We start from the raw sequence: 22385 nt of genomic DNA on the forward strand, positions 1-22385 counted from the left end.
GTGTTTCCCCAGCTCGTGCCAGTTGTCGATTACTGTACAGAGTTATTTCATTGCAGAACGTGTGAAACTTGACAAATCGACTGCAATCGGGTGCTCAATTGGGCACTGTTGTCTTTTCTTGATGCAGTGTTTACCGTCGAGTGTCTAGCTCATCGCAGACTCTTGACATTCCGGTCACGGAACGTGAACCGGGCGCAAGTGTGTTTCGGCAGTCACCGGGAGCAACCCCCCGCCGGTGGCCGCGGGATCGCGAAGGCTTAACGACGCCATCCACCGATGGCATCGTCCTCCTGGTGCTTCGGACCCCCGGCCACGGGCGCCCCCAGTAACGACCGCGCACAACAGGACGAGTGCCGGGCTCGGCTGTGAGGTTCGGAGATAGTTTTGGGCAAGTTCCTGGCCAGGCGGCTGCTGAACTACGTCGTGCTGATCTTTCTCGCGACGAGTTTCGCCTACCTGCTCGCCGCGACGAACCTCTATCCGCGCGGCTACTTCGAGCAGATGCAGCCGCCGCCGACGCCGGAGGCGGTCAACGCCCAACTGGACGCGCTCAACCTCAACGACCAGGCGCCGCTCGCCGAGCGGTACGTCACCTGGCTCGGCGGTGTGGTCCAGGGCGACTTCGGCAAGACCATCCAGGGCGGCGACGTCACCCCCCAGATCTGGCTGAAGGCGGGCGTGACCCTGCGCCTGATCACGGTCGCCACCATCCTCGGCAGCGTGATCGGCATCGCGGTCGGCGCCTACGCCGCCGTGCGCCAGTACCGGCGCTTCGACAAGGCCTCCACGGCCGTCGCCTTCTTCGTGCTCTCGGTGCCCACCGTGGTCATCGCGCTCAGCGTGCAGGTCGGCGCCACCGCCATCAACGACGTGCTCGGCTTTCAGCTGCTGCGCTTCTCCGGCGAGTACACGGCGGGCTTCAGGGGGGAGTGGTGGGAACTGCTGCTCAACCGGATCCACCACGCGATCCTGCCCACGCTCGTGCTGGCCCTGGCCCTGTTCGCCGCCTTCGCCCGCTACCAGCGGAACATGATGCTGGACGTGCTCAACGCGGACTTCGTGCGCACCGCCATGGCCAAGGGTCTCACCCGCAGGAAGGCCCTGTTCAAACACGCCTTGCGCACCGCGCTGATCCCCACCATCACCTACTTCACCTTCACGTTCGGCGTGATGGTCTCCGGCGCCACCTTCACCGAGAAGATCTACGGCTGGCACGGTATGGGCGCCTGGCTGATCGACTCCATCTCCCAGAACGACGTGCACGTGGTCGCGGCGGTCTCCTTCTTCATGGCGGTGACCATCATGGCCGCGTCCTTCCTCTCGGACATCCTCTACGCCTGGCTCGACCCCCGGGTGCGGGTGTGAGCGCCACCGCCCTCCGCGCCGCCCCCTGCGCGTTCCCGAGCCACGTCCCGCCCTTTCCGCGCCCCGCCGCGGCAGCCCAGTTGGAGATCCCGGCATGAGCACGACCGAAGTGAGCAAGGAGCCCGAGCGGGCGCCCGCCCTGCCCCCGGCTCCCAACCGGCTCAAGGACATCGGGCGCCAGCTCCTGGGCACCCCGCGCGTCGTCACGGGACTGGTCCTGCTGGTGCTGCTGGCGGCCTTCGCCTTCGTCGGTCCCCTCCTGAGCGGCTGGGAGGTGGGCGAGCGCGACTACACCGCCCTGATCCAGGGGCCCTCGCCCGAACACTGGATGGGCACCAACCGCACAGGCCAGGACATCTTCACCCAGAGCACCGCCGGACTGCAGAAGTCGCTGCTCATCGGGCTGCTGGTCGCCCTGATCTCGACGGCCGCCGCCGCCCTGGTCGGCTCCTTCGCCGGCTACTTCGGCAAGGTCACCGACCGCGCCCTGATGTGGATCGCCGACCTGGCCCTGGTCCTGCCCAGCTTCGTGGTCCTGGCCATCCTGTCCAAGCACTTCGTGGGCCAGGGCGGCTGGTTCGTCCTGGTCATCCTGCTGGCGGCGTTCAGCTGGATGGTGACCTCCAAGATGGTGCGCGGCCTGACCATCTCCCTGCGCGAACGCGAGTACATCCACGCGGCCCGGTTCATGGGCGTGCCCCCGTACAAGATCATCCTGCGCCACATCCTGCCCAACATGTCGTCCCTGCTCATCGCGGACGCCACCATCGCGGTCAGCACGGCGATCATCGGCGAGACGGCGCTGAGCTACTTCGGTCTGGGCGTGCAGCCGCCGGACATCAGCCTGGGCGTGGTCATCGCCGACGGCTCCCGGTTCGCCAACACCGCCTGGTGGATGTTCGCGTTCCCCACCGCCCTGCTGGTGGTCCTGGTGCTCGCCGTCAACATGATCGGGGACGGGCTGCGCGACGCCCTCGACCCGCAGTCCAAGTCGCGCCGGTCCTAGGGGGAGGCACACATATGAGCACCGACACCGTCGCGACCACCGAGGCCGCCAGCGCGGCACCCCTCGGCGACACCCCGGTCCTGGAGGTCACCGACCTCACCGTCACCTTCGGCGGACTCAACGGCAACCCCGACGTGCGCGCCGTGCGCGGAGTCAGCTACTCCGTCCGCCGCGGCGAGGTCCTGGGCATCGTGGGCGAGTCCGGCTCCGGCAAGTCCGTCTCCTCGATGGCCGCCATGGGGCTGCTGCCCGACCACGCCCGGATCACCGGCTCCGTGCGCCTGCACGGTGAGGAGATCCTGGGCCTGGACGACCGCGCCATGGCCCGCAAGCGCGGCAAGGTCATCTCCATGGTCTTCCAGGACCCGCTGTCCGGGCTCACCCCCGTGTACACGGTCGGCGACCAGCTCGCCGAGGCCGTCCTGGTCCACGACCCCTCCACCCCCAAGGCCAGGGCCCGCGCCCGCGCGGTGGAGCTGCTCGAACTCGTCGGCATCCCCAACGCCGGGCAGCGCTACCGCTCCTTCCCGCACGAGTTCTCCGGCGGCATGCGCCAGCGCGTCATGATCGCCATGGCGATGGCCAACGACCCCGACGTCATCATCTGCGACGAGCCCACCACGGCCCTGGACGTCACCATCCAGGCGCAGATCCTCGACCTGCTGCGCACCGCCCGCGAGGAGACCGGCGCGGCCATCGTGATGATCACCCACGACCTCGGCGTCGTCGCCGGTTTCGTCGACCGGGTCCTGGTCATGTACGCGGGCCGCCCGGTGGAGACCGGCCGCGTCGACGACATCTACTACCGCAGCAGGATGCCCTACACCATGGGCCTGCTCGGCGCCGTCCCCCGCATGGACCTGGAGCACCAGGGCGCCCTCGTGCCCATCAAGGGCACCCCGCCGTCGCTGTCGGACCTGCCGCCCGGATGCCCCTTCGCGCCGCGCTGCCCCCTGGCCCGGCCCGAGTGCGACGAGGCCGAGCCCGAGCTCCTCACGATCGGCGCCCAGCCCTCGGGCGGGCGGATCCGTGCGGGCGGGGCCTCGGCGCGGCCCGACGCGGGAGAGGCCGACGCCCAGCGGGTGGCGTGCGTCCGCTCCGGGGAGATCACCGACCGGGGGTGGACAGCCCAGGACATCTACCCGGTGCCGGAGATCCCCGACTCCCCGGCCTCCGCGGTGGACCGCGCGGACCGCGCGGAGATGCTGCGGGTGCGGGACCTGGTCAAGCACCACCCGCTCACCAAGGGCGCGGTGTTCAAGCGCCGGGTGGGCTCGGTGTACGCGGTCGACGGCATCGACTTCGACATCCGCGAGGGGGAGACCCTCGCCCTGGTCGGCGAGTCCGGCTGCGGCAAGTCCTCCACCCTCATGGAGATCATGGACCTGGCCAGGCCCCAGCGCGGCTCCATCTCCGTCATGGGCCGCGACGTCGCCACCCTGGGCCGGGCCGACCGGTTCGCGCTGCGCCGGGACATGCAGATCGTCTTCCAGGACCCGATGAGCTCGCTCGACCCGCGCATGACGGTGTTCGACATCATCGCCGAGCCCCTGCGCACCCACGGCAGGAGCGTGGACGAGGTCACCCGCCGGGTGTACGAGCTGATCGACCTGGTGGGCCTCAACACCGAGCACGTCACCCGCTTCCCCGCCGAGTTCTCCGGCGGCCAGCGCCAGCGCATCGGCATCGCCCGGGCCCTTGCCCTGGAGCCCAGGCTGCTGGTGCTGGACGAGCCGGTCTCGGCCCTGGACGTGTCCATCCAGGCGGGCGTGGTCAACCTCCTCCAGGAGCTCCAGGCCCGGCTGGGCCTGTCCTACCTGTTCGTGGCGCACGACCTGTCCGTGGTCCGGCACATCGCCGACCGCGTCGCGGTCATGTACCTGGGCCGGATCGTGGAGATCGGCGACACCCGCTCGGTCTACTCCAGACCCTCCCACCCCTACACCCAGGCGCTGCTGTCCGCCATCCCGATCCCCGACCCGGAGAAGGAGCGCGCGCGCACGCACATCGTCCTGGACGGCGACCTGCCCAGCCCCGCCAACCCCCCTTCGGGATGCCGGTTCCGGACCAGGTGCCAGAAGTTCGCCCTGCTCCCCGAGGCCGACCGGGAGCAGTGCAGGACCGTCGAGCCCCACGTCCTCGCCGTGAACGACGGTGACCAGGCGGCAGCCTGCCACTTCGCGGAGCGCTAGGAGGTCGTCCGACCCCCGACGACCGGCTCGTCACGGCCAGCGCCACCCCGCGCGCTGGCCGCATCACCCCAGAGAGGAAATCCCCATGCGAATCGGGAAGGTGCGCTACCTCGCCCCGGTCGCGGCGCTGGTGATGGTCGCCAGCGCCTGCGGCGGCGGAGACGGGGGCAACACCGAGGAGGAGGTCGCGGCCCTCCCCGCGAGTGACCTCAACCCCGCGCCCCGCGAGGACCTCAAGAAGGGCGGCACCTTCGTGTGGGCCCTCAGCGAGTACGAGCAGCAGTACAACATGGCCCACGTCCAGGGCAACAAGGGCGACGTGCGCCGCATCACGGGCGCCGTGATGCCCAGCGCGACCCGGTTCGACGCCGAGGGCGGCTTCGAGCCGCGCGAGGAGTACGTCCTGGAGTACGGGGTCAGCGACGACGGCCTCTCGGTCGAGTACACGCTGAACCCGGACGCCGTGTGGTCCGACGGGGAGCCCATCACCTGGGAGGACTACGAGGCCCAGGTCCTCACCTACAAGGGCGAGCGCGAGGGCGACTTCGAGGTCGGCTCCGACGCCGGCTACCAGTGGATCGAGGAGGTCGTCCAGGGCGACGACGAGTTCTCCTTCACCCTGGAGTTCTCCCAGCCCTACGCGGACTGGCCCACCCTCTTCGACCCCCTGTACCCCAAGGAGTACATGGAGGACGAGGAGCTCTTCGCCGAGGGCTACGTCAAGGACTTCCCCGTCACCGCGGGCCCCTTCGGCGACGTGGAATTCGACGACGTCGCCCAGCGCGTCACGGTGACCCGGGACGAGGACTGGTGGGGCGAGCCCGCCATGCTCGACGAGATCGTCTTCACCAACGTCGCGATCGACGGCCAAGCCACAGCATTCGACAACGGTGAGATCGACGGCTTCTACCTCGGCTACGACGCCGCCGCCTGGGAGCTGCTGAAGGAGCGCGAGGGCACCTACTTCACCCGCGCCATCAACCACGGCCACCGGTTCATCTCCCTCAACGCGGGCAGCGAGAACCTGTCCGACGTCCGGGTCCGCCAGGCCATCTCCATGGCGGTCAACCGCGACACCATGGCCGAGGTCGCGCTCGGTCCGGTGGAGTGGCCCATCACCGGCCAGGTCAACCGCCTCCTCCGGTCCAGCCAGAACGGCTACCAGGACAACAGCGGCGAGGTCGGCACGTTCAACCCCGAGCGCGCCGGTGAGCTTCTCGACGAGGCGGGCTGGACTCTGGAGGAGGGAGCCGAGTTCCGCACGAACACCGAGGGCGAGACGCTGACCCTGGGCTGGGTGGCCTCCGAGGACATGCAGCTGGCCAAGGACGAGGGCGACATCGTCCGCGACATGCTCTCCCAGGTGGGCATCGAGGTCGACGTCCAGCACGTGCCGGGCAACGCCCTGTTCTCGGACTACATCGTTCCGGGCAACTACGAGATGTCCACGTTCGTGCTGGTGGGCAACAACCCCTACCCGACCGACTCCGCGGAGAACTACAGCGGTCCCTTCGACGAGGCGGGCGAGGACTGGGGCAACAACACCAGCTTCCACTCCACCCAGGAGATCAACGACCTCTACGACCAACTGGGCCAGGAGACCGACCCCGCGCGCTACGCCGAGATCGCCAACGAGATCGACGCCGCGATCTGGCAGGAGGTCCTCACCATCCCGATGTTCGAGCGTCCCGGCCTCTACGCCATGGACGAGAACCTGCGCAACTGGGGCGAGTACGGCCTCGCGGGCAGCTACGTCTACGAGGACATCGGCTGGGCCGCCGAGTAGTCCCGTGACGTCACCGCCCGCCGCGTGAGCGGGAGTGCCAGGGCGCCGGTCCCCGTGCGGGACCGGCGCCCTTCGCCGTGTACCGCCCGGGCCGTCGCGCTCCCCGCACGGCTCGGCGTCGTGTGCGCGTGAGCGCCGTTCGCCGTGTGGCCTCTGGGCCGAGCGGGGCCTTGCGGCGCCGTGCGCCACCTCCCATGCCGTCCGGGGCCGACCCGGCCGCGCGGCCCCCGTGCGGTGTGTCATCCCCCACACACCGCGCGTGCACCGCTCCGGGGCGGGGGTTGGGGTTGGGGCCGCGGACCCGGCTGTGGCAAGGTCTAGGCATCGTTTCCGGCCCGCCCCGCCCCTCTGCCCGGGCAGGCGGACGATCGGGAACACCGGGGCCGTCCGCCGGGAGGCCCGTGCCCTCCCGTGGCCGTGCGGTACCGCCACGGGTCCACGCCGCCGCCCGGCAGCGCCCCAGCCCCCACACCCCCTGTCCCGCTGCGTTGGAAAGCCCTTGATGAGACCTCACCCGATCGCCGCCGCGACCTCGGCGGCGCTGCTGTGCGCTGCCCTCACCTCGTGTTCCCCGGAAGGGGAGGAGGCCGCGACGCAGCCGCAGACCGGTGCCGCCGCCGAACCGGACACGGAGGCCGACGAGTCCGGGTCCCCGGCGGAGCAGACCCCGGACGAGACTCCGTCGGAGACACCGGAGGGGGAGCGGGGCGGGCCGGTCGGCTGGGCGGGTGAGCCGCTGGAGCGCGACGGCGAGGAGTACCCCGGCGCGGTCGGCGGGGCGGAGGGGGAGACCGTCACCGCCTCCGACGCCGGGGAGCTGGCCGACCACCTGTCCGCCGAGGAGCCGCTCACCGTCGAGGTCACCGGAGCGATCGACCTGGACGGGACGGTGGAGGTCGGCTCGGACAAGACCCTGGTGGGTGTCGAGGGCGGTGCCGAGCTCACCGGCGGGCGGCTGGTGGTGGACGGAGCCAGCAACGTCATCCTGTCCAACCTGCGGGTGGAGGCCGACGGGACCGCGCTGTCCGTGCGCGGCGGCGCCCACCACGTGTGGGTGGACGGCTCCACGCTCTCCGGCGGCGGGGACGCCCCCCTCGTCTCGGTGACCGGCGGCGCCGACCACGTCACCCTGTCCTGGAACCACTTCGCCGACGCCGAGTCGGCGCTCGCCGTCGGCGGCGGGGAGGAGGAGCCGGGGGCGCTGCGGGTCACCGTGCACCACAACTACTTCGACGGGACGGCGGGACGCCACCCCAGGGCGCGGTTCGCCGAGCACGTGCACGTGTTCAACAACTACTTCCGGGCCAACGAGGAGTACGGGGTGGAGTCGGCCGACGACTCCAACGTCCTGGTGGAGGGCAACTACTTCGAGGGCACCCGGCTCTCGGTGGCCACCTCGGAGGAGGAGCCCGGCAACGTGGTCACCCGCGACAACCTGCTCGTGGACTCCGCGCAGCCCGACCTGCTCGGCGAGGTGGCCGATCCGCCCTACGCCTACGAGATGGACGACACCGCCCGCGTCCCCGACGTGGTCTCGTCCGAGGCCGGGGTCAGCTGAACGAGTGGTACTCGTAGCTCTCCCCGACACCGCTCTCGGTGCGGTAGTCCAGCCTGCGGGGGTACCCCTGTTCGTCGATCCACAGCTCGAACTCGGCGTCCCTGACGGTGGTGAGGGTGTTGCGCCCGCTCTCGGGGTCGTAACCGCCCAGCATCGCCGTGAACGTGCCCGTGTAGTGGTAGGCGCTGTGCGTGCTGTGCAGCTCCGGCCACTCCAGGCTCACCTCCTCCCGTCCCTCCAGCGCGAGGTCGGTGGAGGTGGCGAGCACCTCGCGCAGCTTGACCGACCCGTACGCGCGTGAGCACAGGTACCGGTCGGCGTGGCTGGGCGGGTCCAGGAGTTCCAGGCCCCGGTCGGCGGTCATCATGAGCTGGCCGCCGCCCACGTCGTAGCGGTACACGCTCAACCCGTCCGTGGTGGAGAAGTAGTGGTCGAACTCCGGCTCGGCCCCCGCGTCGTACATGGCCTGACCGCGGCCCGAGGTGATCGGGTCGGCGGCGGTCGTGGGGTGGGTCGCGGGCGGCCGGGGGAGGGCGTCGGCCGATCCGGCGCCGGGATCCGGCGCGTCCCGCGGGTCGCTCTCCCCGTCGTGCACGGTGAAGGTGAGGTGGAAGGCCGAGGAGTCCTCCACGAGTTCGACGGCGGCCTCCAGGTAGGCCTCGGCGTCCTCGGGGGCGGCCGCGGTACGGGCGGAACCGCTGCGCGGCGGGCGGGACTCCGGGCCCTCCGCGACCTCCAGCGGGGGGAGGGGGTCGCCCACGACGAGCCGGGCCACAGCCCATCCGCTGGCGACCACGGCCAGGCAGACCAGCACCATGAGGAGGGAGACGAGCCAGTTGGGCCGCCCTCCGGGGGAGGAGGACTGCTCGTCGGGGTCGGAGGGGTGCGGCATCGACGGAATCGACACGGCCTGGGCCTCGTTTCTGCGGATCTTCGCGCGACCGCCGGGGGACGCGGGACGCGGGGGGTTTGCTGATCGTTCTCGTCTGGCACCGGAGGGTGACGGTTGCTACGACGCGGTGACGCAGTGTTCCGTTCGATGGTCCCACGCATGTGATCGCTTCCGACATCCACGAAAGTGAGCACCCAGTCGCGGTGGGGTGACTCCAGGAACGGTGCGAGGAAGCCGAACGTGTCGGTCCGCGACAGCCGTCGCAGGGTCTCCTCGGCGGCGTGCTCCCACAGCAGCCGGACCGCGGTCCGGGCCGCGGCGGAGGCGGCGAAGGTCGGACTGCGGAAGAGTTCGCGCAGATCCTCGCCCTCCAACCTCAGGACGGTGGCCTCCAGCACCCGCGCGTCCAGCAGGCCCAGGAGGGACAGCGCGCAGTCCGTCCGGGCCACCGGATCGGGGAGGGCCCCGGCCCGCGCGCAGCGCAGGACCGCCTCCGCGGCGGCGGCGGGATCCAGCCTCCAGTCCCCGTCCGGCGCGGGGTCGTGGCCGGTTGTGGCCGTGCCGTCACCGGTGTCGGTCCCGCCCTCGGGACGGGAACCGGACGCGTCGCCCAGTGCCCGGTACACGGCTCCCCGCAGCTCCGCGGGGAGCCGTCCCAGCGCGCCGTGCGCGGCGGCCGCGACGAGCAGGGACAGCACGACCAGCAGCAGGGCGGCGTACTCCAGCAGGGTGCTGCCCCGGTCCACGTGTCCACCTCCTGTCGCTTCGTGCCTGCCCACGGCCCGGACCCGTGTCGATGGAGCCATCGGCTCGTACGCGCCCCGTGCCGTTCGTGGTTCGGGCTGTGCGTGCGCTGTGCCGTACATGCCCTGTGCCGCGCGTGGCCCGGGTTGTGCGTGCGCTGTTCCGTACGTGTCCTGGGCCGTACGTGTCCTGGGTCGTGCGCGTCCTGCGCGGTGCCGAGAACCGGGCTGTGCGCGGCCCGTGCGGCGTGGGCACCGGGCTGGGTGAGCCCTGCGCGGCGGCCCCGGCACTCGGCGGGCCTCCGGCCGGGGGAGGCGGCCCCGGAGACCCTCTAGGGCTGCCGGGGGGCGAAGAGCTGGGGCGGCTCCCTCTCGTAGGCGCGCACACGGCCGCGGATGAGTTCCAGGTGCTCGGGAGGGCACGACCAACCCTGGCGGGTGAGCGTGTGCAGGATGCGGCGCAGCAGCCGTCCCGGCCGCAGCTGGAGGTCGTACACGCTCGCCGAGACCACCTCCCAGTCCTGCGCCCGCATCGCCGCGTACCGGACCCGGTCGCTCGCCCTGGCCGCCGTCGAGGAGTGGAACTCCAGGCTGTCGTACTCCAGCGCCACCCGTTGGTCGGGCCAGCCGAGGTCGGCGTGGAACACGCCCTCGTCGGTGGGGACCGGGCACTGCGGGACGGGAGGAGGCAGGAGCGCCTCCAGGACCAGTACACGCGTCCACGACTCGGCGGGCGACTGGCTCAGCGCGGAGGAGTAGCGCAGGGCGGTGCGCAGCTGCCTCAGCTGCCGCTGGGACCGGGCCCGCTGGGCGGCGCGGAGCAGGTCGCCCTTGGCGACCAGCCCCCGGGAGAGGAAGGCGTCGAGGCGGGCCGTGGCCATGAAGACCGAGGGCGCGCGGGCGGCGACGTCGACGGCCGCGCGCACCGCGGTGGTGACGCGCACGCCCTCCACTACGTCGCGGTCCGCGGCGGGCACGTGCTCCCGGTGGGCGACCACCGGCATGCCGCTGGTGCGTACGCCCCGGGGGACCGCCACGTGCGGGCGGGTGCGTGTGGCGCGGGTGCCCGCCGGGTGCAGGTCCACGCCCCAGACGTAGGAGGCGGTGATGTCGCAGACCACCGCGTCGGGGGAGAGCGGACCGACGATCGGCGCGAGCGTGCGCAGGAGGAGGGCACGGTCGGGAAGGGTGTGCTCACGGACTGTCATACCCTCCAGGTTCGGGGGCGGGCACCGCCCCGGCAAGCCCCTTCCGCCGCCTGTGGACAACTCCCCGGACCTCCGCGGGGCCCGGTCACTGCATCAAACCGACGCCCGCCGCCAGGTGGATGTGGTCGATGTGGTTCTGGGTGTTGCTGCCCCTGTTGTCCATGGGGCGGCTCACACTCGCCCAGGGACCCACCGGGTCCGGGTTCCCGCCGGTCGCGTTCCAGATGCGCTGCTCGTAGATGATGCCCTTGACCCCGAGCTGGTGGGAGTTCTGGATCACCCAGTCAATCACCGTGATGGCGGTGGCGTGCATCTGCGGGGTGGGGACGCCGCCCAGTTCCGCCATCATGTAGTCCACCGCCTCGCCGGTGTGGTGGTCGCTGCCCGGCTCGTTGCGCTGGCCGCCCGCGGAGAGGTAGAAGCCCGGGAACTCCTGCTGGAGGCGCTGGTGCGCCGAGCACATGACGGGGTGCAGCGACCCCAGCGCGGCGCAGTCCACGACGGGCCCGCCCCCTCCGACGAAATTGGGGTTGAAGCTGTAGCGGCCCTCCTGGTCGACCAGGTGCACGTCGATCAGGCGCTTGGCGGAGGCGAGGTCGTCGACGGTGCCGCCGTCGCAGATCAGCTCGCCCCCGTCGCGCCCGCACTGGTGGGGGATGCGGACGATGGCGATGGCCGAGGCGTTGCCGACCACGGTGTTGGTCTCCTCCTCGCTGCCGTCGCAGACCACGTCGTTCCAGTGCCGGGACCCGTCCTCCTCCAGTTCGCGCTGGCACACGGCGCCGCGCACCTCCACACGCACGATGTTCCCGCTGCGTCCCATGACGTTGTCGCTGGCGCGGATGTCGGTGAGGACCGCCCCGTTGCTGCGCGCGTACTCCTCGGCGCGCGCCTCGGCGGCCTCCTCGTCGAACCAGGGCATGGGGTAGGCGCCGTCGACGATGTCCTGCGCGGCCCGGTCCTGGAGGGCGCCCACCGCAGCCAGCGCGGCGGCGTCGGCCGCGGTCTGGGTCTGTGAGCGCTGGTCGTTGGCGGCGCCCACCCGTACGAACAGCAGGGTCAGCGAGAGAAGGGCCAGGGTGAGCCCGAACAGGAGCAGGACGTTGGCCTGTCCGTCGTCGCCTCCGCCCGGCGCGCGCCGCCGGGACGGAGGGGCGGTGTGGGGAAGGATCCGTCGCAGTCCCATGCCTCTTCCATCAGGGGAGGGGGTGCTCCCGGGAGGAGGGGAGCGGAGGAAGGGGGAGCGGGCCGGTCCGCGTCGCGCGTGGTGAGCACGCGAACACGCCCGGACAACGTCCCGACCAGCGCAGCTTATCCGGGCATGTCGGGAAGCGGTAGGGCCTGTGGACGATCACGGCCGCCTGTGAGACCGGTGTGACAGGTGTTCGCCCTGTTGGGACGCGAGATGGCGGCGCGGCGGCCGGGGCCCACGCGCACCGGACCCCCGGGCCGTGTGACTTCGGAGGAATTGTCCGACGGGTTTCTGGCGAGTGTGGGGCCCATGACGGGTTCCGCCCAGGGAGGATGGACCCTGTCCGACGCGTGTCGAGTCGTGGTGCGTGGTCGGATTCGCACCCATTCCACCGCAGCAGAAGCGAAGGCGAGGACATGAGCGCCCGTAAAGCGATGACCCCCGTCGAACAGGACGAGCTCCTCCGCAGGATCGGGACGGACCTGCTCCGGGCGGCACCCGACGACTGGGTCAAGCTCCGGCTCGTGTACTCCGGACTGGGCGCCTGCGAGACGGCCCTCTTCGAGGTCATGTTCGAGGGCGGGCGCAGCAGCGGCTGGGTTCCTCCGCTGTCCGCCCTGGAGCGGCTGCGGGAGATCCGCACGGGGATGTACGCCGAGGGGACGGGCACCTGGTACACCGCCTACTACGAGATCGACCGGCCCGTGAGCTACCGCGTCCGCTACGACTACGAGAACGAGCCGCACTTCGACGAACCGCGGGAGGACGCCAGCTACCTGCTCGACCTGGAGCACTTCCCCCGCGACGACGAGCACGTCCCCGCCTGGCTGCGGGACCGGCTGGAGGGCGACCGCGTGCCCGAGACGCAGGACGGCGGGTCTCCCTGGAGCCTGCTCATCGCCTCGCGTCCCGAGCCGCGGACGCGGATGTCCCCGGGGGACATGACCCCCGAGGAGATGATGGACACCGTCCAGGAGATCGTGGACCGCACCCTCGACGCCGTCCACGGCCCCTGGACGGAGGTGGTCGTCGACTACCGGGGCCTGTCCGGGGTCTCCTCGTCACGGGTGAGCGTGCGCAGACCCGACGGCGGCACGGAGTGGAACCTGCTCCTCCCCGAGGTCGGACGGCTGCTGGACCGGCTGCGCACCGGCATGTACCAGCCGGGCAAGGGCACGTGGTTCACCGCCCGGTTCACGGTGCAGGAGTCGCGGGAGATCGGGGCGCACTTCGACCACGACGCCCCGCCCGAGTTCGACGTCGAACCCGACCCCCGCGACTTCCACCAGGACATCCAGCACTTCCCCCGCGGCGCCGACCACCTGCCCGACTGGCTGCTGGACCGGCTCAGCCTGGCCCAGCGCATGATCCGCACCGGGCAGGCCTGAGGGCCTTCCCCGGTCAGGGCATCCGTCGCCGGACGGCCTCCCACGCGTGGACGTCGGCGACGGTGACCTGGAGGTCGCCGGACCCCAGGGGCGTCACGGTCGCCGAGCGCACGTACGGGCCGTGGCTCCAGCGGCGCGAGGTTCTGTCCGGGACCGCTGTGGCGCCCAGGCGCCCCAGAGCCCCCGGCGGCCCCGCCAACAGCCGCAGCCGCCACGTGGCCCGGATCGCGCCGGGGCCGCCGCGCCCCGACCCCGCCAGCAGTGGCAGGGAGCCCACCAGACGGCCGCCGGAGGCGGAGCCGCCCTCGGCGCGCAGCGGGAAGCGCCGGCCCACGTCGGTGCCGCGCACCACCTCCACGGCGTACTCCGCGCCCTCCGGGAGCGCGCAGGCCAGGCGCACCTCGAACCGCAGGCGGCCCGCGCCACGCCCCGCGGGGCTCGCCCGCACGACGTCCACCTCCAGGGTGGGCGCCAGCGGCGACGTCACGAGCCCCAGCCGGTCGTTGACCGTGTAGTAGGGGCGCACCCGCGAACCGGACCCCCCGCCCCGCTCCACCTTCTGGTCCGGGTACCGGATGATCTTCTGGTAGCCCGCCACACCGGACAGGTGACGTCCCACGGTGCACTCGGTCCCGTCGGAGAGCACCAGGCGCAGCTCCCACTTCTCCGATTCGCCGTACCGACCGTGCACCACGACCTCGGGATCCACCACCGCCGTGAAACGGCCGTCACCGGCCACCGGCGCGGAGAACTCCCGCAGGGCCCCGGGAGACGTGCGCAGCCGCACCGCCAGGCGCGCGTGGGCGTCGGGTGCGTCGCGGCCCAGCACCCGGCCCTGCACGGTGATCAGCCCGTCGGCCGACTCCACGTGCTCCACCTCGGCGTGGTGCGCGGAGCGCCGCACGTGCAGCACCAGACGGCCCTTCGCCGAACGGGAGGGCAGCACCAGGGACAGGCGCCCGACCCGTTCCGGGTCCAACGGGAAGCCGTGCTGGCGGATCTCCACGTCGTGGACCGGGGTCTCCCGGTCGCCGTCGAGCCGCAGCACCTCCCACGTGCGCGCGGCCAGCCGACCGCGCGCGGCGTCCACCACCACCTCACCGCCGTCCGGCTCCAGCTCCACCCGCTTGCCCTCCAGGGTCAGCACCACCCGGTCGGGCGGATCGGTGAACGACAGCACCGCGGCCCCGTCCCCGTCCACGTGCACCCGGCAGGCGGCGGCCGGTTCGGGGCGCGGCGCGGGCACCGACACCGGCGGCGGAGGCAGCTCGTGGCCGGAGAGGTCGGAGAACAGCTCCTCGTGCATCAGCATGACGTTGGCCGGGTCGAAGCGCTCGGATCCGGTCAGCGCGGCGGACGACATTCGCTGGCGCAGCTCGTCGTCGGCCATCAGCTGGGCCAGCCCCTCGGCGATCCCCGGGGCGGACCGGTTGGGCACCAGCAGCCCGTCCTCGCGGTCGCGGATGATCGACGCCGGGCCGTGCGGACAGTCGGTGCTCACCACCGGCAGCCCCGAGCGCATGGCCTCCACGATCGTCATCCCGAACGGCTCCTCACTGGAGGTCACCGCCGCGAACGAACCCTGGGCCCAGGCCTCCTCCACGCGCGGGTGCGCGCCCATCAGCCACACGCGGTCCTGGAGCCCGAGCGAGTCGACCAGCCGGGCCAGCGCCGCACGCCGGTTGCCGCGCCCGTAGATACGCAGCGTCCACTCGGGGAAGTCCTCGCTGACCATGGAGAAGGCCTGCACCAGGAGGTCGTGCCGCTTGCTGGGGGCCAGTCGCCCGGCGGACACGATCGTGCGGCTGTTGTGCCCGTTGGCGGTGAACGCGGGCGCGGGCACCGAGTTCGGGATGGACAGCACCCGCACCCGCGGCATCGGCATCCGCTCCCGGTACGTGCGCGCGTCGGCCTCGGTCACCGTCACGAAGGCGTCCAGGTGGGGATAGGTCTCCTCCATCACCCGGCGCAGCGGCTCGGAGTGCTGGTCGTAGGTCAGGTGCTCCTGTCCTATCTTGACCACCCGGCTCGGAGCGGCCCGGGCGATCACCACGTTCAGCCCCGGACGGGTGCCCACCACCACGTCGGCGTCGGTGGTGGCCAGGTACTCCTCCAGCCGGTCGTCGGTCAGGCGGCTGTGTGTGGGACCGCGCGCGTCCTCCGGCGGGAAGAGCAGCGGCGGTACACCGGCCCGTTCCGATCCCTCGTACAGCGGGCGTCCGTCCGTCCCCGTGCCCCGGTCGCCGTCGTACCCGCGCACGTCCACGAGCGGACGCAGGCGCACCTGCGCGGGTACGGGCAGAACGGGCTCGGCGCGGTGCCGGAACACCGAGACGATCTCGACCTCGTGCCGGGCGGACAGCGCCGCCGCCTGGTTGGCCACGGTGCGCACGGTTCCGCCGATGCCGTACATGTCGTTGATCAGATAGGCGATCTTCACCGAACCCCCGTGTGGTCAGTGCCGACCCGTGCCCCCACGAGACGGCAGCGATGCCCGTCTTCCACACCAGAGCCCCCGCAGAGGCGGCGTGGGAACGTCCAGGGTACGAACGCTCCGCAGAGAGAAATGCCCCTTATGTCTGATAAAACCCTGGTATTTACCCATTTCTGTGGGTGTTTTGCGGAACCTTAACAAGCCGCGAAGACGCCTCGCCCGGCTCCGTGAGCGGCGCTCGTGTAAGGAGGCGCGAGCGCGAGGCGGCGGAAGGCGGGTCGGGAAGGGCGTGGACGGCACCCTCAGTAGGTGCCGGTGTCCTCCCAGTAGGCCCAAGCGGCGCAGGGTGCCCCGTAGGCGTCGTCGATGTGGCTGATCCCCCAGGAGATCTGCGTGGAGGGGCTCTCCCGGAAACCCTCGGGCATGGAGCCGTGCCTGGCCGGGTTGAACCCGGAGATGCCGTGGTCACCGGTCTCGGTGTTGACGAACGTGTGGTCCCAGTGGGAGACGACGCTCCACAGGTTGCTCAGGCACTCCCACTCGTTCCCGGTCCAGCCGCGATCCGCGGCCATGCCCATCGCGAGCGCCTCGTTCTCCAGGGCGTTGGAGTTGCCCTGGCCCCACTCGTACTCCTCGGGTTCCTCCGGCCGGTCGGCGTCCACCCAGGTCTCGTCGCCGCAGCCGGGGCCCTCGACCAGGCACACCATCTGCCGGACCCCGCTGTTGAAGGTCTGGCTGAGTTCGAGCTGGTAGACCGCCACCATGATCGCCGCGGCCAGCACGGTGACCGCCGCCAGCTCGACCAGCGCCGCGCCCCGGTCGTCCCCCGTCCTCCGGGCGGGGCGGAACCGTTGCAGGAACCGTCCGTCCCGGTGCCGCCTCGGCGGCCCGTTGCGCTCACCGGACCGCCCGGGCGGCCCGGTGGGGGAGGGCCGTCGGGTGTCCCCGAGCTCGGGGCGGTGGGGAGTGGGCAACGCCGCCTCCTGGGTGATCTGGGTGGTGGGGGACTTCAGGAGATGGGGATGTCCTCGATGGGATCGAAGTTCGGGATTTCGACCGTCACGGAGTCGATGTCGTCAGGAACCGAGAAGAGAGACCAGTAAGCGATTTTCTCTCCTGGTTTGAGTACATCGATGAGCTCATTGGATTCTTCGCCGGAGCAGAGGCAGTAGCCTTCCCCGTCCATGATGGGTCGGTACCGAGTTCCTTCCTCAGGACTCATGGCTGTCACGCCCGCGAAATTCTGGCCGGAATAAGTGTAAGATCCGTCTCTTAGCCAAGCAAGCGGAACCTGGGATTCTCCGGTGTTCTCGATACTCCATGTCACGGAGAGAAAGACGTCGGCCTCATCCCTTTCGGCCTGGTGGACTTCTGCCACAAGATGGGATGAGAGCGCGTTGCTGCTCTCTGCTGTTCCAAGGGTTTCCAAATTCCCTGTTTGGGGGATTGGTGCTGCTGTACTGACGCCTGTGGACATGAGTAAAGCAGTCGTGGAGGAAACTATCAATATCTTGGTGGACAGAGGTTTTTTCTGCATCATGTATCCGTTACTTTTCGAACGTGACACTGACTCTTCGGTTGCGTTCACGCCCTTCTTCGGTTTCGTTGTCGCCGATTGGGTCAGCTGAGCCGTGGCCTTCGTCCTCGAAGGAGACGTCCTCTCGTGTGACCAGTTCGCTAAGGACGGATTTTACTGACTCTGCGCGGTTCTGAGACAGGGGGATATTTACTGAGTCACTGCCTGTGTTGTCGGCGTAGCCGTCAATATTGACGACCGGGGAGCTTGCATCGTTGATTTCTGTGGCGACCTGTTCGAGGATCTCGTGTGCGTTTGAACTGAGTTCTGCACTGTTGGTTTCGAAGAGAACGTCCGAGGAGAGTATGATGCTCACTTCATCCTCGCTCTCCGTGCGTCCTGTGTTGTCGTCGGTGTTGTCAGAGATCATGGTGAGCGGGATTATTTTTGGCTCTGACAGTCCCGAGTTCTCGACCGTCTCTGGTGATTCAGTGATAGGTATGTCAAGAAGGGGAGGGGTGATGGGTGTGGTGACGGACATCGATGCGACGCCTGAGGGTGGTTCGGGAAAAATGACCCACATGTCAGCGGTGCCGCCGGCAGGAATGTTTTCATTGAGGGCCGAGCAGAAGCATGATCCGTCACTCTGATCAATGCTAATATGCCGTGTCCTGTTCTCTGGGTCCAGGAGAGTTATTCTGTCTGCGGTGTAGGGGTTTTCGGGTCCGCCCAGACTGTCGTCAAAGAAATAGCTTTCTCCTGACTTGTTGGTGACGCCGAAGCGAAGTCTGATTAGCTCGTTCCCCACGCGTTCCAGGGCGTAGACGTCAATCCGGTAATCACTGCCGATAACGGTTGATGAAGTCGTACTGCTTGCGATAATTTCTTGAGGGCTTTTTTCGGTATCGTTCGAAGACGTGGGCGTGGGGTCCGAGGGCGTGTTCGGACTGCTTCGGTCCTCCGATGGAGTTCCTTCGGGGGAGACTACGCAACCAGAGGCAAGGAAAACTGGGGCTATCATTGACGACCCAATGAGAAGTAATTTCGCCCTGTTCGTGTTTTTGGGGGATCTGTGCTCTCTTCTCAATTGCTTTTAGTTTTCCTTGTGATTTCTTTTTCCTTTGACGCCCCCGCAGGGATTTTCTGTTGTTTTCTAGGGAGTTTCGTTGCTGCTGGGGCCGCGAAGAACCTGGTCGACAGCTCCTCGGATTCCGTTGCCTATGCTCTGGTCGAGGTTGAGACTGTAGACCGCGATGGCAATGGCGGCGACAAGCAGGATCACTGCGGCGTACTCGACGATCCCGGCGCCCTTGTCCTTCTCCTTGGAGGTCGGCACGAGGAAGGTGCTCAGCGTCACCCAGAGTTTGGTCAGGCTGTTCACGGGGCTTAACTCCTTGAGGAGGGGGTCTTACGGCACCACATCTTCGCGGCCTGCGAGCAGGTGGGTCCCTGCCCGCGGCCACCGGGGGGAGTACGTGGGCGACGCGTGCTCACGGAGTCCCACTATCCGGCATGAACACCGACGCCATCCCGCCTTCTGACCGGATGTGGCCATCTTCCTTCAGGATGCCCCATGGATCCCGGAACCACACGTTGTCCACAGGGCTGGATGAACGCCCGGGCGGAAGCCGGTGGTCGGGTCGATGCGCGGTCACAGTTCCTCGCCGAGACGGGGTCACGTTTGGTGGTCGGCGGGTCACCATGATGGCACGTGTGCTGCGGGGGCGCCATGGCCGGACGGCGAATACCAGATCACCGTCGGGCTCTCCGGAGCACCGGTGCCGGACGGAACCCGTACTTCCGCGCGAAGGCGCCATAGTGACCGGGCAGGGTGCGGAGAACCAGGGTGCCCATGGGACGCACCGCTTCCTCTCCCCGGGCACGATCACCCGGCCCGCCGCGCCCTCCCCCGGTTTCCGACGGCTTCGGACGGAACCAGGCGCCTTCGGACGGCATCCCCCCAGTCAGGACTCCGTTCCTCGCAGACCCCTCTCCTCCACGAGCCCTCATCCCCGTCCCCACACCCCCCCACAACCCCCGCAACCCCGACCCCCCCGAGACCGAAGACAAGAGGTGGCGTCTTGGACCCCAGCCTGGCCCTTCCCCTGGTGGCAGCTCTGATCGTGGGACTGGTGGTCGGAGGCGTTCCGCTCTCCGCGGTCCTGAGGGGCGCCTCCGCCCTCAGATCGACGCTCCGCCATCCCGCACTCACCCATCAGTCCCCGCCCGACCCGGACGGACTCGAACCGAACGAACTGGCCCTGCTCGCGGGAGGACCGGTCCGCGTCGGGGAGACCGCGGTCATGGACGCCTTCCTGCACGGGCGCATCCGCCAACAGCCCGCCGGCGGGCTCTTCACCCTCGTGGGCCCCTCACGTCCCTACACGCACGAGAAGGACGCCGTTCGCCGGGAGCTGGTGAAGGTCTTCCGCAAACGCGTCGGTGTCAGCGCCCTGGAGATGCTGCGACGTGTCGTCGCGGGCCGGGGCGTGGAGAAGCTGCGCACCGGCCTGGCCGAGTCCGACCTGATCGTCGACTCCCCGCAGCTGCGCCGGGCGCTGCGGCGCCGCGAGAGGGCCCCGAGGACGATCCGGCGGCTGCGCTCCGTCGCGGTCCTGGCCGCCGCCGCGGGCGCGGCCGTGCTCTTCCTGGTGGAGCCGGGCACCGTCGCGCTCGGCCTCCTCGTCGCGGGGCTCAGCGCACTGGCCTCCCTGGTCGCCGCCCAGGTGGTCATGGCGGCGACCGGAGGCCCCACGCTCAGCCCCAACACCCCCATGGGGAACGCGGTGCTGGAGTCGGCCCGCCGGAGGTACGGCGCCTTGGAGACCGGGTCCACCGGGACGGACACCATCGGTACGCACCCCGCCGGCGCGATGGCCCGTGACCACGCGGTCCGGCACACGGCGCTAACGGGCTTTCGTTCGCTGCGCGCGTCCGCCTCCCGCCGACGGGTCGGCGGGGCCCGCTCGGACCAGGAGTCCGCCCAGGTCCAGCAGGACCCGGTCCCCGCCGCCGCCCACGCGGGCGGCGACGGCCCGGGCGGCACCGCGGGCACGGGCGGCGCGGACTCCGGATCCGTCACTCTGGAGAGCCTGTGCCTGTTCGCCGAGCTGTGCCAGGGGACGGGTGGTTCCGACGGCCGTTCGGGCGGCAACGAGGGCTGGGGTGGTGACTTCGGTCACTACGGTGACAGTGGCGACGGCGGATCCGGCGGCAGCGGCTGGGGAGGCGGCGACGGCGGCGGTGGCTGGGGAGGAGGCGGCGACGGCGGATCCGGCGGCAGCGGCTGGGGAGGCGGCGACGGCGGCGGTGGCTGGGGAGGAGGAGGCGACGGCGGTGGTGGCGGTGGCGGGGGCGACTGATCCCCTCCACCCGAACGTCTCGGCCCGCCCCGGAGCCCCACCGCGCTCCGGAGCCAGGCGCCGGGCGGGGTTCTACGCGAACCCCGCCCGGCACTCCCGCACGGGGAAGGCGGCGCCACTGCCTGCCCACAGATTCGGCGCCGCCACCCTTGACCGTCTCCCTGTGCGGGAAGGTGGGGTCAGCCCTGGTCCGGACGCTTGAGGCCGGCCAGTTCCGCCAGCAGCTCGAACGAGCGCAGGCGAGCCTTCTGGTCGTAGATCATCGACGACACCATCAGCTCGTCCACACCCGTGTCAGCGACGAACAGATCGAGCTTGCGACGGACTGTTTCCGGGGAACCCACGAACGAGTAACGAAGCATGTGGTCCAGTCGTTCCTTCTCTCCCGGACGCCATGCGGTGTCCAGGTTCTCCACCGGCGGGCGCAGTCGTCCCCGCGCACCGCGCAGGGTGCCGAGGAATGCCTGCTGCATCGTCGTGAACAGGTGCTGGGCCTCCTCGTCGGTGTCGGCGACGAAGGCGTTCACCCCCGCCATGGCGTACGGCTCCTCCGACTGCTGTGAGGGGCGGAAGGCCTCCCGGTAGGCCTTCAGCGCCTCGTACAGCGCGTCCGGGGCGAAGTGCGAGGCGAACGCGTAGGGCAGGCCGAGCTGTGCGGCCAGCTGGGCGCCGAAGAGGCTGGACCCCAGGATCCACAGCGGCACCCGCAGCCCCTCACCGGGGATGGCGCGTACGGGCTGGCCGGGCTCGGCGGGCTCGAAGTAGGCCTGGAGCTCCTGCACGTCGTTGGGGAACGTCGCCGAGGCGCTGTGGTCGCGGCGCAGCGCCATCATCGTGCGGGGGTCGGTGCCCGGCGCGCGGCCCAGGCCGAGGTCCACCCGTCCCGGGTAGAGCGACTCCAGCGTGCCGAACTGCTCGGCGATCACCAGGGGCGAGTGGTTGGGCAGCATGACACCGCCCGCCCCGATCCGGATGGTCGAGGTCCCCTCGGCGATGAAGCCCAGGGAGACGGAGGTGGCAGCGCTCGCGATGGCCTGCATGTTGTGGTGCTCGGAGAGCCAGAAACGCTTGTAGCCCAGCCGCTCCGCGTGCTGGGCGAGTTCCCTGGCGGAACGCAGCGCGTCACCGGGCGTGGACCCCTCGGCGATGCTGGCGTGGTCGAGCACCGACAGCGCGACGTCGGACATGGTGGCTCTTCCCCCTGTTGCGTGGCGGGTCCGGCTGCGAGGCCGTGACGGGAGGATCCGCTTCCCCGGCCGACCTGCGCGTTCGATATTCGACGAACATCGAATTACGAAGGTACACTTCCGACTGTCCATGAGCCAAATCTCGCCTGGTCCCGGCCGGGCGCCGCATGAGGAGGACCGCCTTGGCTCCCAGGGAGCACGCGCACCCCGCCCTCCACGAGGTGGAACTGGTCACGGTTCTCGCCGCGCTGGCCGAGCCGACCCGGCTGCGGCTCGTGCGGATGCTCGCCGACATGGACGGGGAGCACGCCTGGAAGGACATCGACCTGCCCATCGCCCAGTCGACGCTGAGCCACCACCTGAAGATCCTGCGCAACGCCGGTCTGGTGCAGAACCGCACCGAGGGGACGCGGTGCTTCGTCTCGCTGCGCGACGAGGAACTCGAGGGACGCTTCCCGGGTCTGCTGGAGTCGGTGCTGGCGTGCCGCGACGCCGCGGCCCCGCGTCCCGATGAGGAGAGCGCTTCGGCCCGGTAGCGCCGGAATGATCGGCGGAG

The 22385-nt window shown here is 70.1% G+C and carries 17 protein-coding genes; 8 read left to right on the forward strand and 9 right to left on the reverse strand.

Annotated elements, in window-relative coordinates:
* Positions 1–384: 384 nt before the first annotated feature.
* The 5 genes from EV372_RS16935 to EV372_RS16955 all read left to right on the forward strand — a co-directional run bounded on the left by EV372_RS16935 (position 385) and on the right by EV372_RS16955 (position 7907).
* On the forward strand, positions 385–1365 hold the full coding sequence (locus EV372_RS16935) for an ABC transporter permease (protein ID WP_130396753.1): 981 nt from the start codon (positions 385–387) through the stop codon (positions 1363–1365).
* A gap of 94 nt (positions 1366–1459) precedes the next feature.
* Positions 1460–2371, forward strand: a complete 912-nt coding sequence (locus tag EV372_RS16940; RefSeq protein WP_130396754.1) for an ABC transporter permease — start codon at positions 1460–1462, stop codon at positions 2369–2371.
* A gap of 14 nt (positions 2372–2385) precedes the next feature.
* A complete protein-coding gene (locus EV372_RS16945) occupies positions 2386–4563 on the forward strand; it encodes an ABC transporter ATP-binding protein (protein ID WP_130396755.1) in 2178 nt (725 codons plus the stop codon).
* A gap of 85 nt (positions 4564–4648) precedes the next feature.
* Positions 4649–6349: an ABC transporter family substrate-binding protein gene (locus EV372_RS16950; RefSeq protein ID WP_130396756.1), complete on the forward strand. Its 1701-nt coding sequence runs from the start codon at positions 4649–4651 to the stop codon at positions 6347–6349.
* Between the two features lie 502 nt (positions 6350–6851).
* Positions 6852–7907, forward strand: a complete 1056-nt coding sequence (locus EV372_RS16955) for a pectate lyase family protein (protein WP_130396757.1) — start codon at positions 6852–6854, stop codon at positions 7905–7907.
* Here EV372_RS16955 and EV372_RS16960 read toward each other — a convergent pair.
* From EV372_RS16960 to EV372_RS16970, 3 genes are all read right to left on the reverse strand, one after another.
* Positions 7900–8799: a hypothetical protein gene (locus EV372_RS16960; protein ID WP_130396758.1), complete on the reverse strand. Its 900-nt coding sequence runs from the start codon at positions 8797–8799 to the stop codon at positions 7900–7902. The genes EV372_RS16955 and EV372_RS16960 overlap by 8 nt on opposite strands.
* 1075 nt (positions 8800–9874) lie before the next feature.
* On the reverse strand, positions 9875–10750 hold the full coding sequence (locus tag EV372_RS16965) for a hypothetical protein (RefSeq protein ID WP_130396759.1): 876 nt from the start codon (positions 10748–10750) through the stop codon (positions 9875–9877).
* 85 nt (positions 10751–10835) lie between these two features.
* Positions 10836–11936, reverse strand: a complete 1101-nt coding sequence (locus tag EV372_RS16970; RefSeq protein WP_130396760.1) for a VldE C-terminal domain-containing protein — start codon at positions 11934–11936, stop codon at positions 10836–10838.
* Positions 11937–12358: 422 nt separating this feature from the next.
* Between EV372_RS16970 and EV372_RS16975 the strand changes: the two genes are divergently transcribed.
* Positions 12359–13330, forward strand: coding sequence for a hypothetical protein (locus EV372_RS16975; protein WP_130396761.1), 972 nt, complete (start codon positions 12359–12361; stop codon positions 13328–13330).
* Between the two features lie 13 nt (positions 13331–13343).
* On the opposite strand, the gene EV372_RS16980 is transcribed toward EV372_RS16975, so the two are convergent.
* The 5 genes from EV372_RS16980 to EV372_RS17000 form a co-directional block, all read right to left on the reverse strand.
* On the reverse strand, positions 13344–15770 hold the full coding sequence (locus tag EV372_RS16980) for a glycosyltransferase family 4 protein (RefSeq protein ID WP_130396762.1): 2427 nt from the start codon (positions 15768–15770) through the stop codon (positions 13344–13346).
* 296 nt (positions 15771–16066) lie between these two features.
* Positions 16067–16738 (reverse strand): aggregation-promoting factor C-terminal-like domain-containing protein, encoded by a 672-nt coding sequence (locus tag EV372_RS16985; protein WP_130396763.1) that lies wholly within the window; start codon positions 16736–16738, stop codon positions 16067–16069.
* Positions 16739–16773: 35 nt separating this feature from the next.
* Positions 16774–17352 (reverse strand): hypothetical protein, encoded by a 579-nt coding sequence (locus EV372_RS29460; RefSeq protein WP_486483989.1) that lies wholly within the window; start codon positions 17350–17352, stop codon positions 16774–16776.
* Complete coding sequence (locus EV372_RS29115) at positions 17312–18367, reverse strand: OmpA family protein (RefSeq protein WP_486483990.1); 1056 nt, start codon at positions 18365–18367, stop codon at positions 17312–17314. Before EV372_RS29115 ends, EV372_RS29460 begins: the two co-directional genes overlap by 41 nt.
* A gap of 66 nt (positions 18368–18433) precedes the next feature.
* Positions 18434–18661, reverse strand: coding sequence for a hypothetical protein (locus EV372_RS17000; protein WP_071621459.1), 228 nt, complete (start codon positions 18659–18661; stop codon positions 18434–18436).
* Between the two features lie 700 nt (positions 18662–19361).
* Between EV372_RS17000 and EV372_RS17005 the strand changes: the two genes are divergently transcribed.
* Positions 19362–20642 carry a TIGR04222 domain-containing membrane protein gene (locus tag EV372_RS17005; RefSeq protein WP_130396764.1) on the forward strand — a complete coding sequence of 427 codons (1281 nt, stop codon included), beginning with the start codon at positions 19362–19364 and terminating at the stop codon, positions 20640–20642.
* A gap of 179 nt (positions 20643–20821) precedes the next feature.
* On the opposite strand, the gene EV372_RS17010 is transcribed toward EV372_RS17005, so the two are convergent.
* A complete protein-coding gene (locus tag EV372_RS17010; protein WP_130396765.1) occupies positions 20822–21829 on the reverse strand; it encodes an LLM class flavin-dependent oxidoreductase in 1008 nt (335 codons plus the stop codon).
* Between the two features lie 182 nt (positions 21830–22011).
* On the opposite strand from EV372_RS17010, the gene EV372_RS17015 reads away from it, so the two are divergent.
* Positions 22012–22365 (forward strand): ArsR/SmtB family transcription factor, encoded by a 354-nt coding sequence (locus tag EV372_RS17015; protein ID WP_197044271.1) that lies wholly within the window; start codon positions 22012–22014, stop codon positions 22363–22365.
* Positions 22366–22385: the final 20 nt, after the last annotated feature.

The sequence above is a fragment of the Nocardiopsis sp. CNZ308 genome (assembly GCF_004217075.1).

Coding starts and splice junctions, on each gene's coding strand:
- EV372_RS16940 (WP_130396754.1), top strand. CDS start 1,460: ATGAGCACGACCGAAGTGAGCAAGGAGCCCGAGCGGGCGCCCGCCCTG.
- EV372_RS16945 (WP_130396755.1), top strand. CDS start 2,386: ATGAGCACCGACACCGTCGCGACCACCGAGGCCGCCAGCGCGGCACCC.
- EV372_RS16950 (WP_130396756.1), top strand. CDS start 4,649: ATGCGAATCGGGAAGGTGCGCTACCTCGCCCCGGTCGCGGCGCTGGTG.
- EV372_RS16955 (WP_130396757.1), top strand. CDS start 6,852: ATGAGACCTCACCCGATCGCCGCCGCGACCTCGGCGGCGCTGCTGTGC.
- EV372_RS16960 (WP_130396758.1), bottom strand. CDS start 8,799: ATGCCGCACCCCTCCGACCCCGACGAGCAGTCCTCCTCCCCCGGAGGG.
- EV372_RS16965 (WP_130396759.1), bottom strand. CDS start 10,750: ATGACAGTCCGTGAGCACACCCTTCCCGACCGTGCCCTCCTCCTGCGC.
- EV372_RS16970 (WP_130396760.1), bottom strand. CDS start 11,936: ATGGGACTGCGACGGATCCTTCCCCACACCGCCCCTCCGTCCCGGCGG.
- EV372_RS16975 (WP_130396761.1), top strand. CDS start 12,359: ATGAGCGCCCGTAAAGCGATGACCCCCGTCGAACAGGACGAGCTCCTC.
- EV372_RS17010 (WP_130396765.1), bottom strand. CDS start 21,829: ATGTCCGACGTCGCGCTGTCGGTGCTCGACCACGCCAGCATCGCCGAG.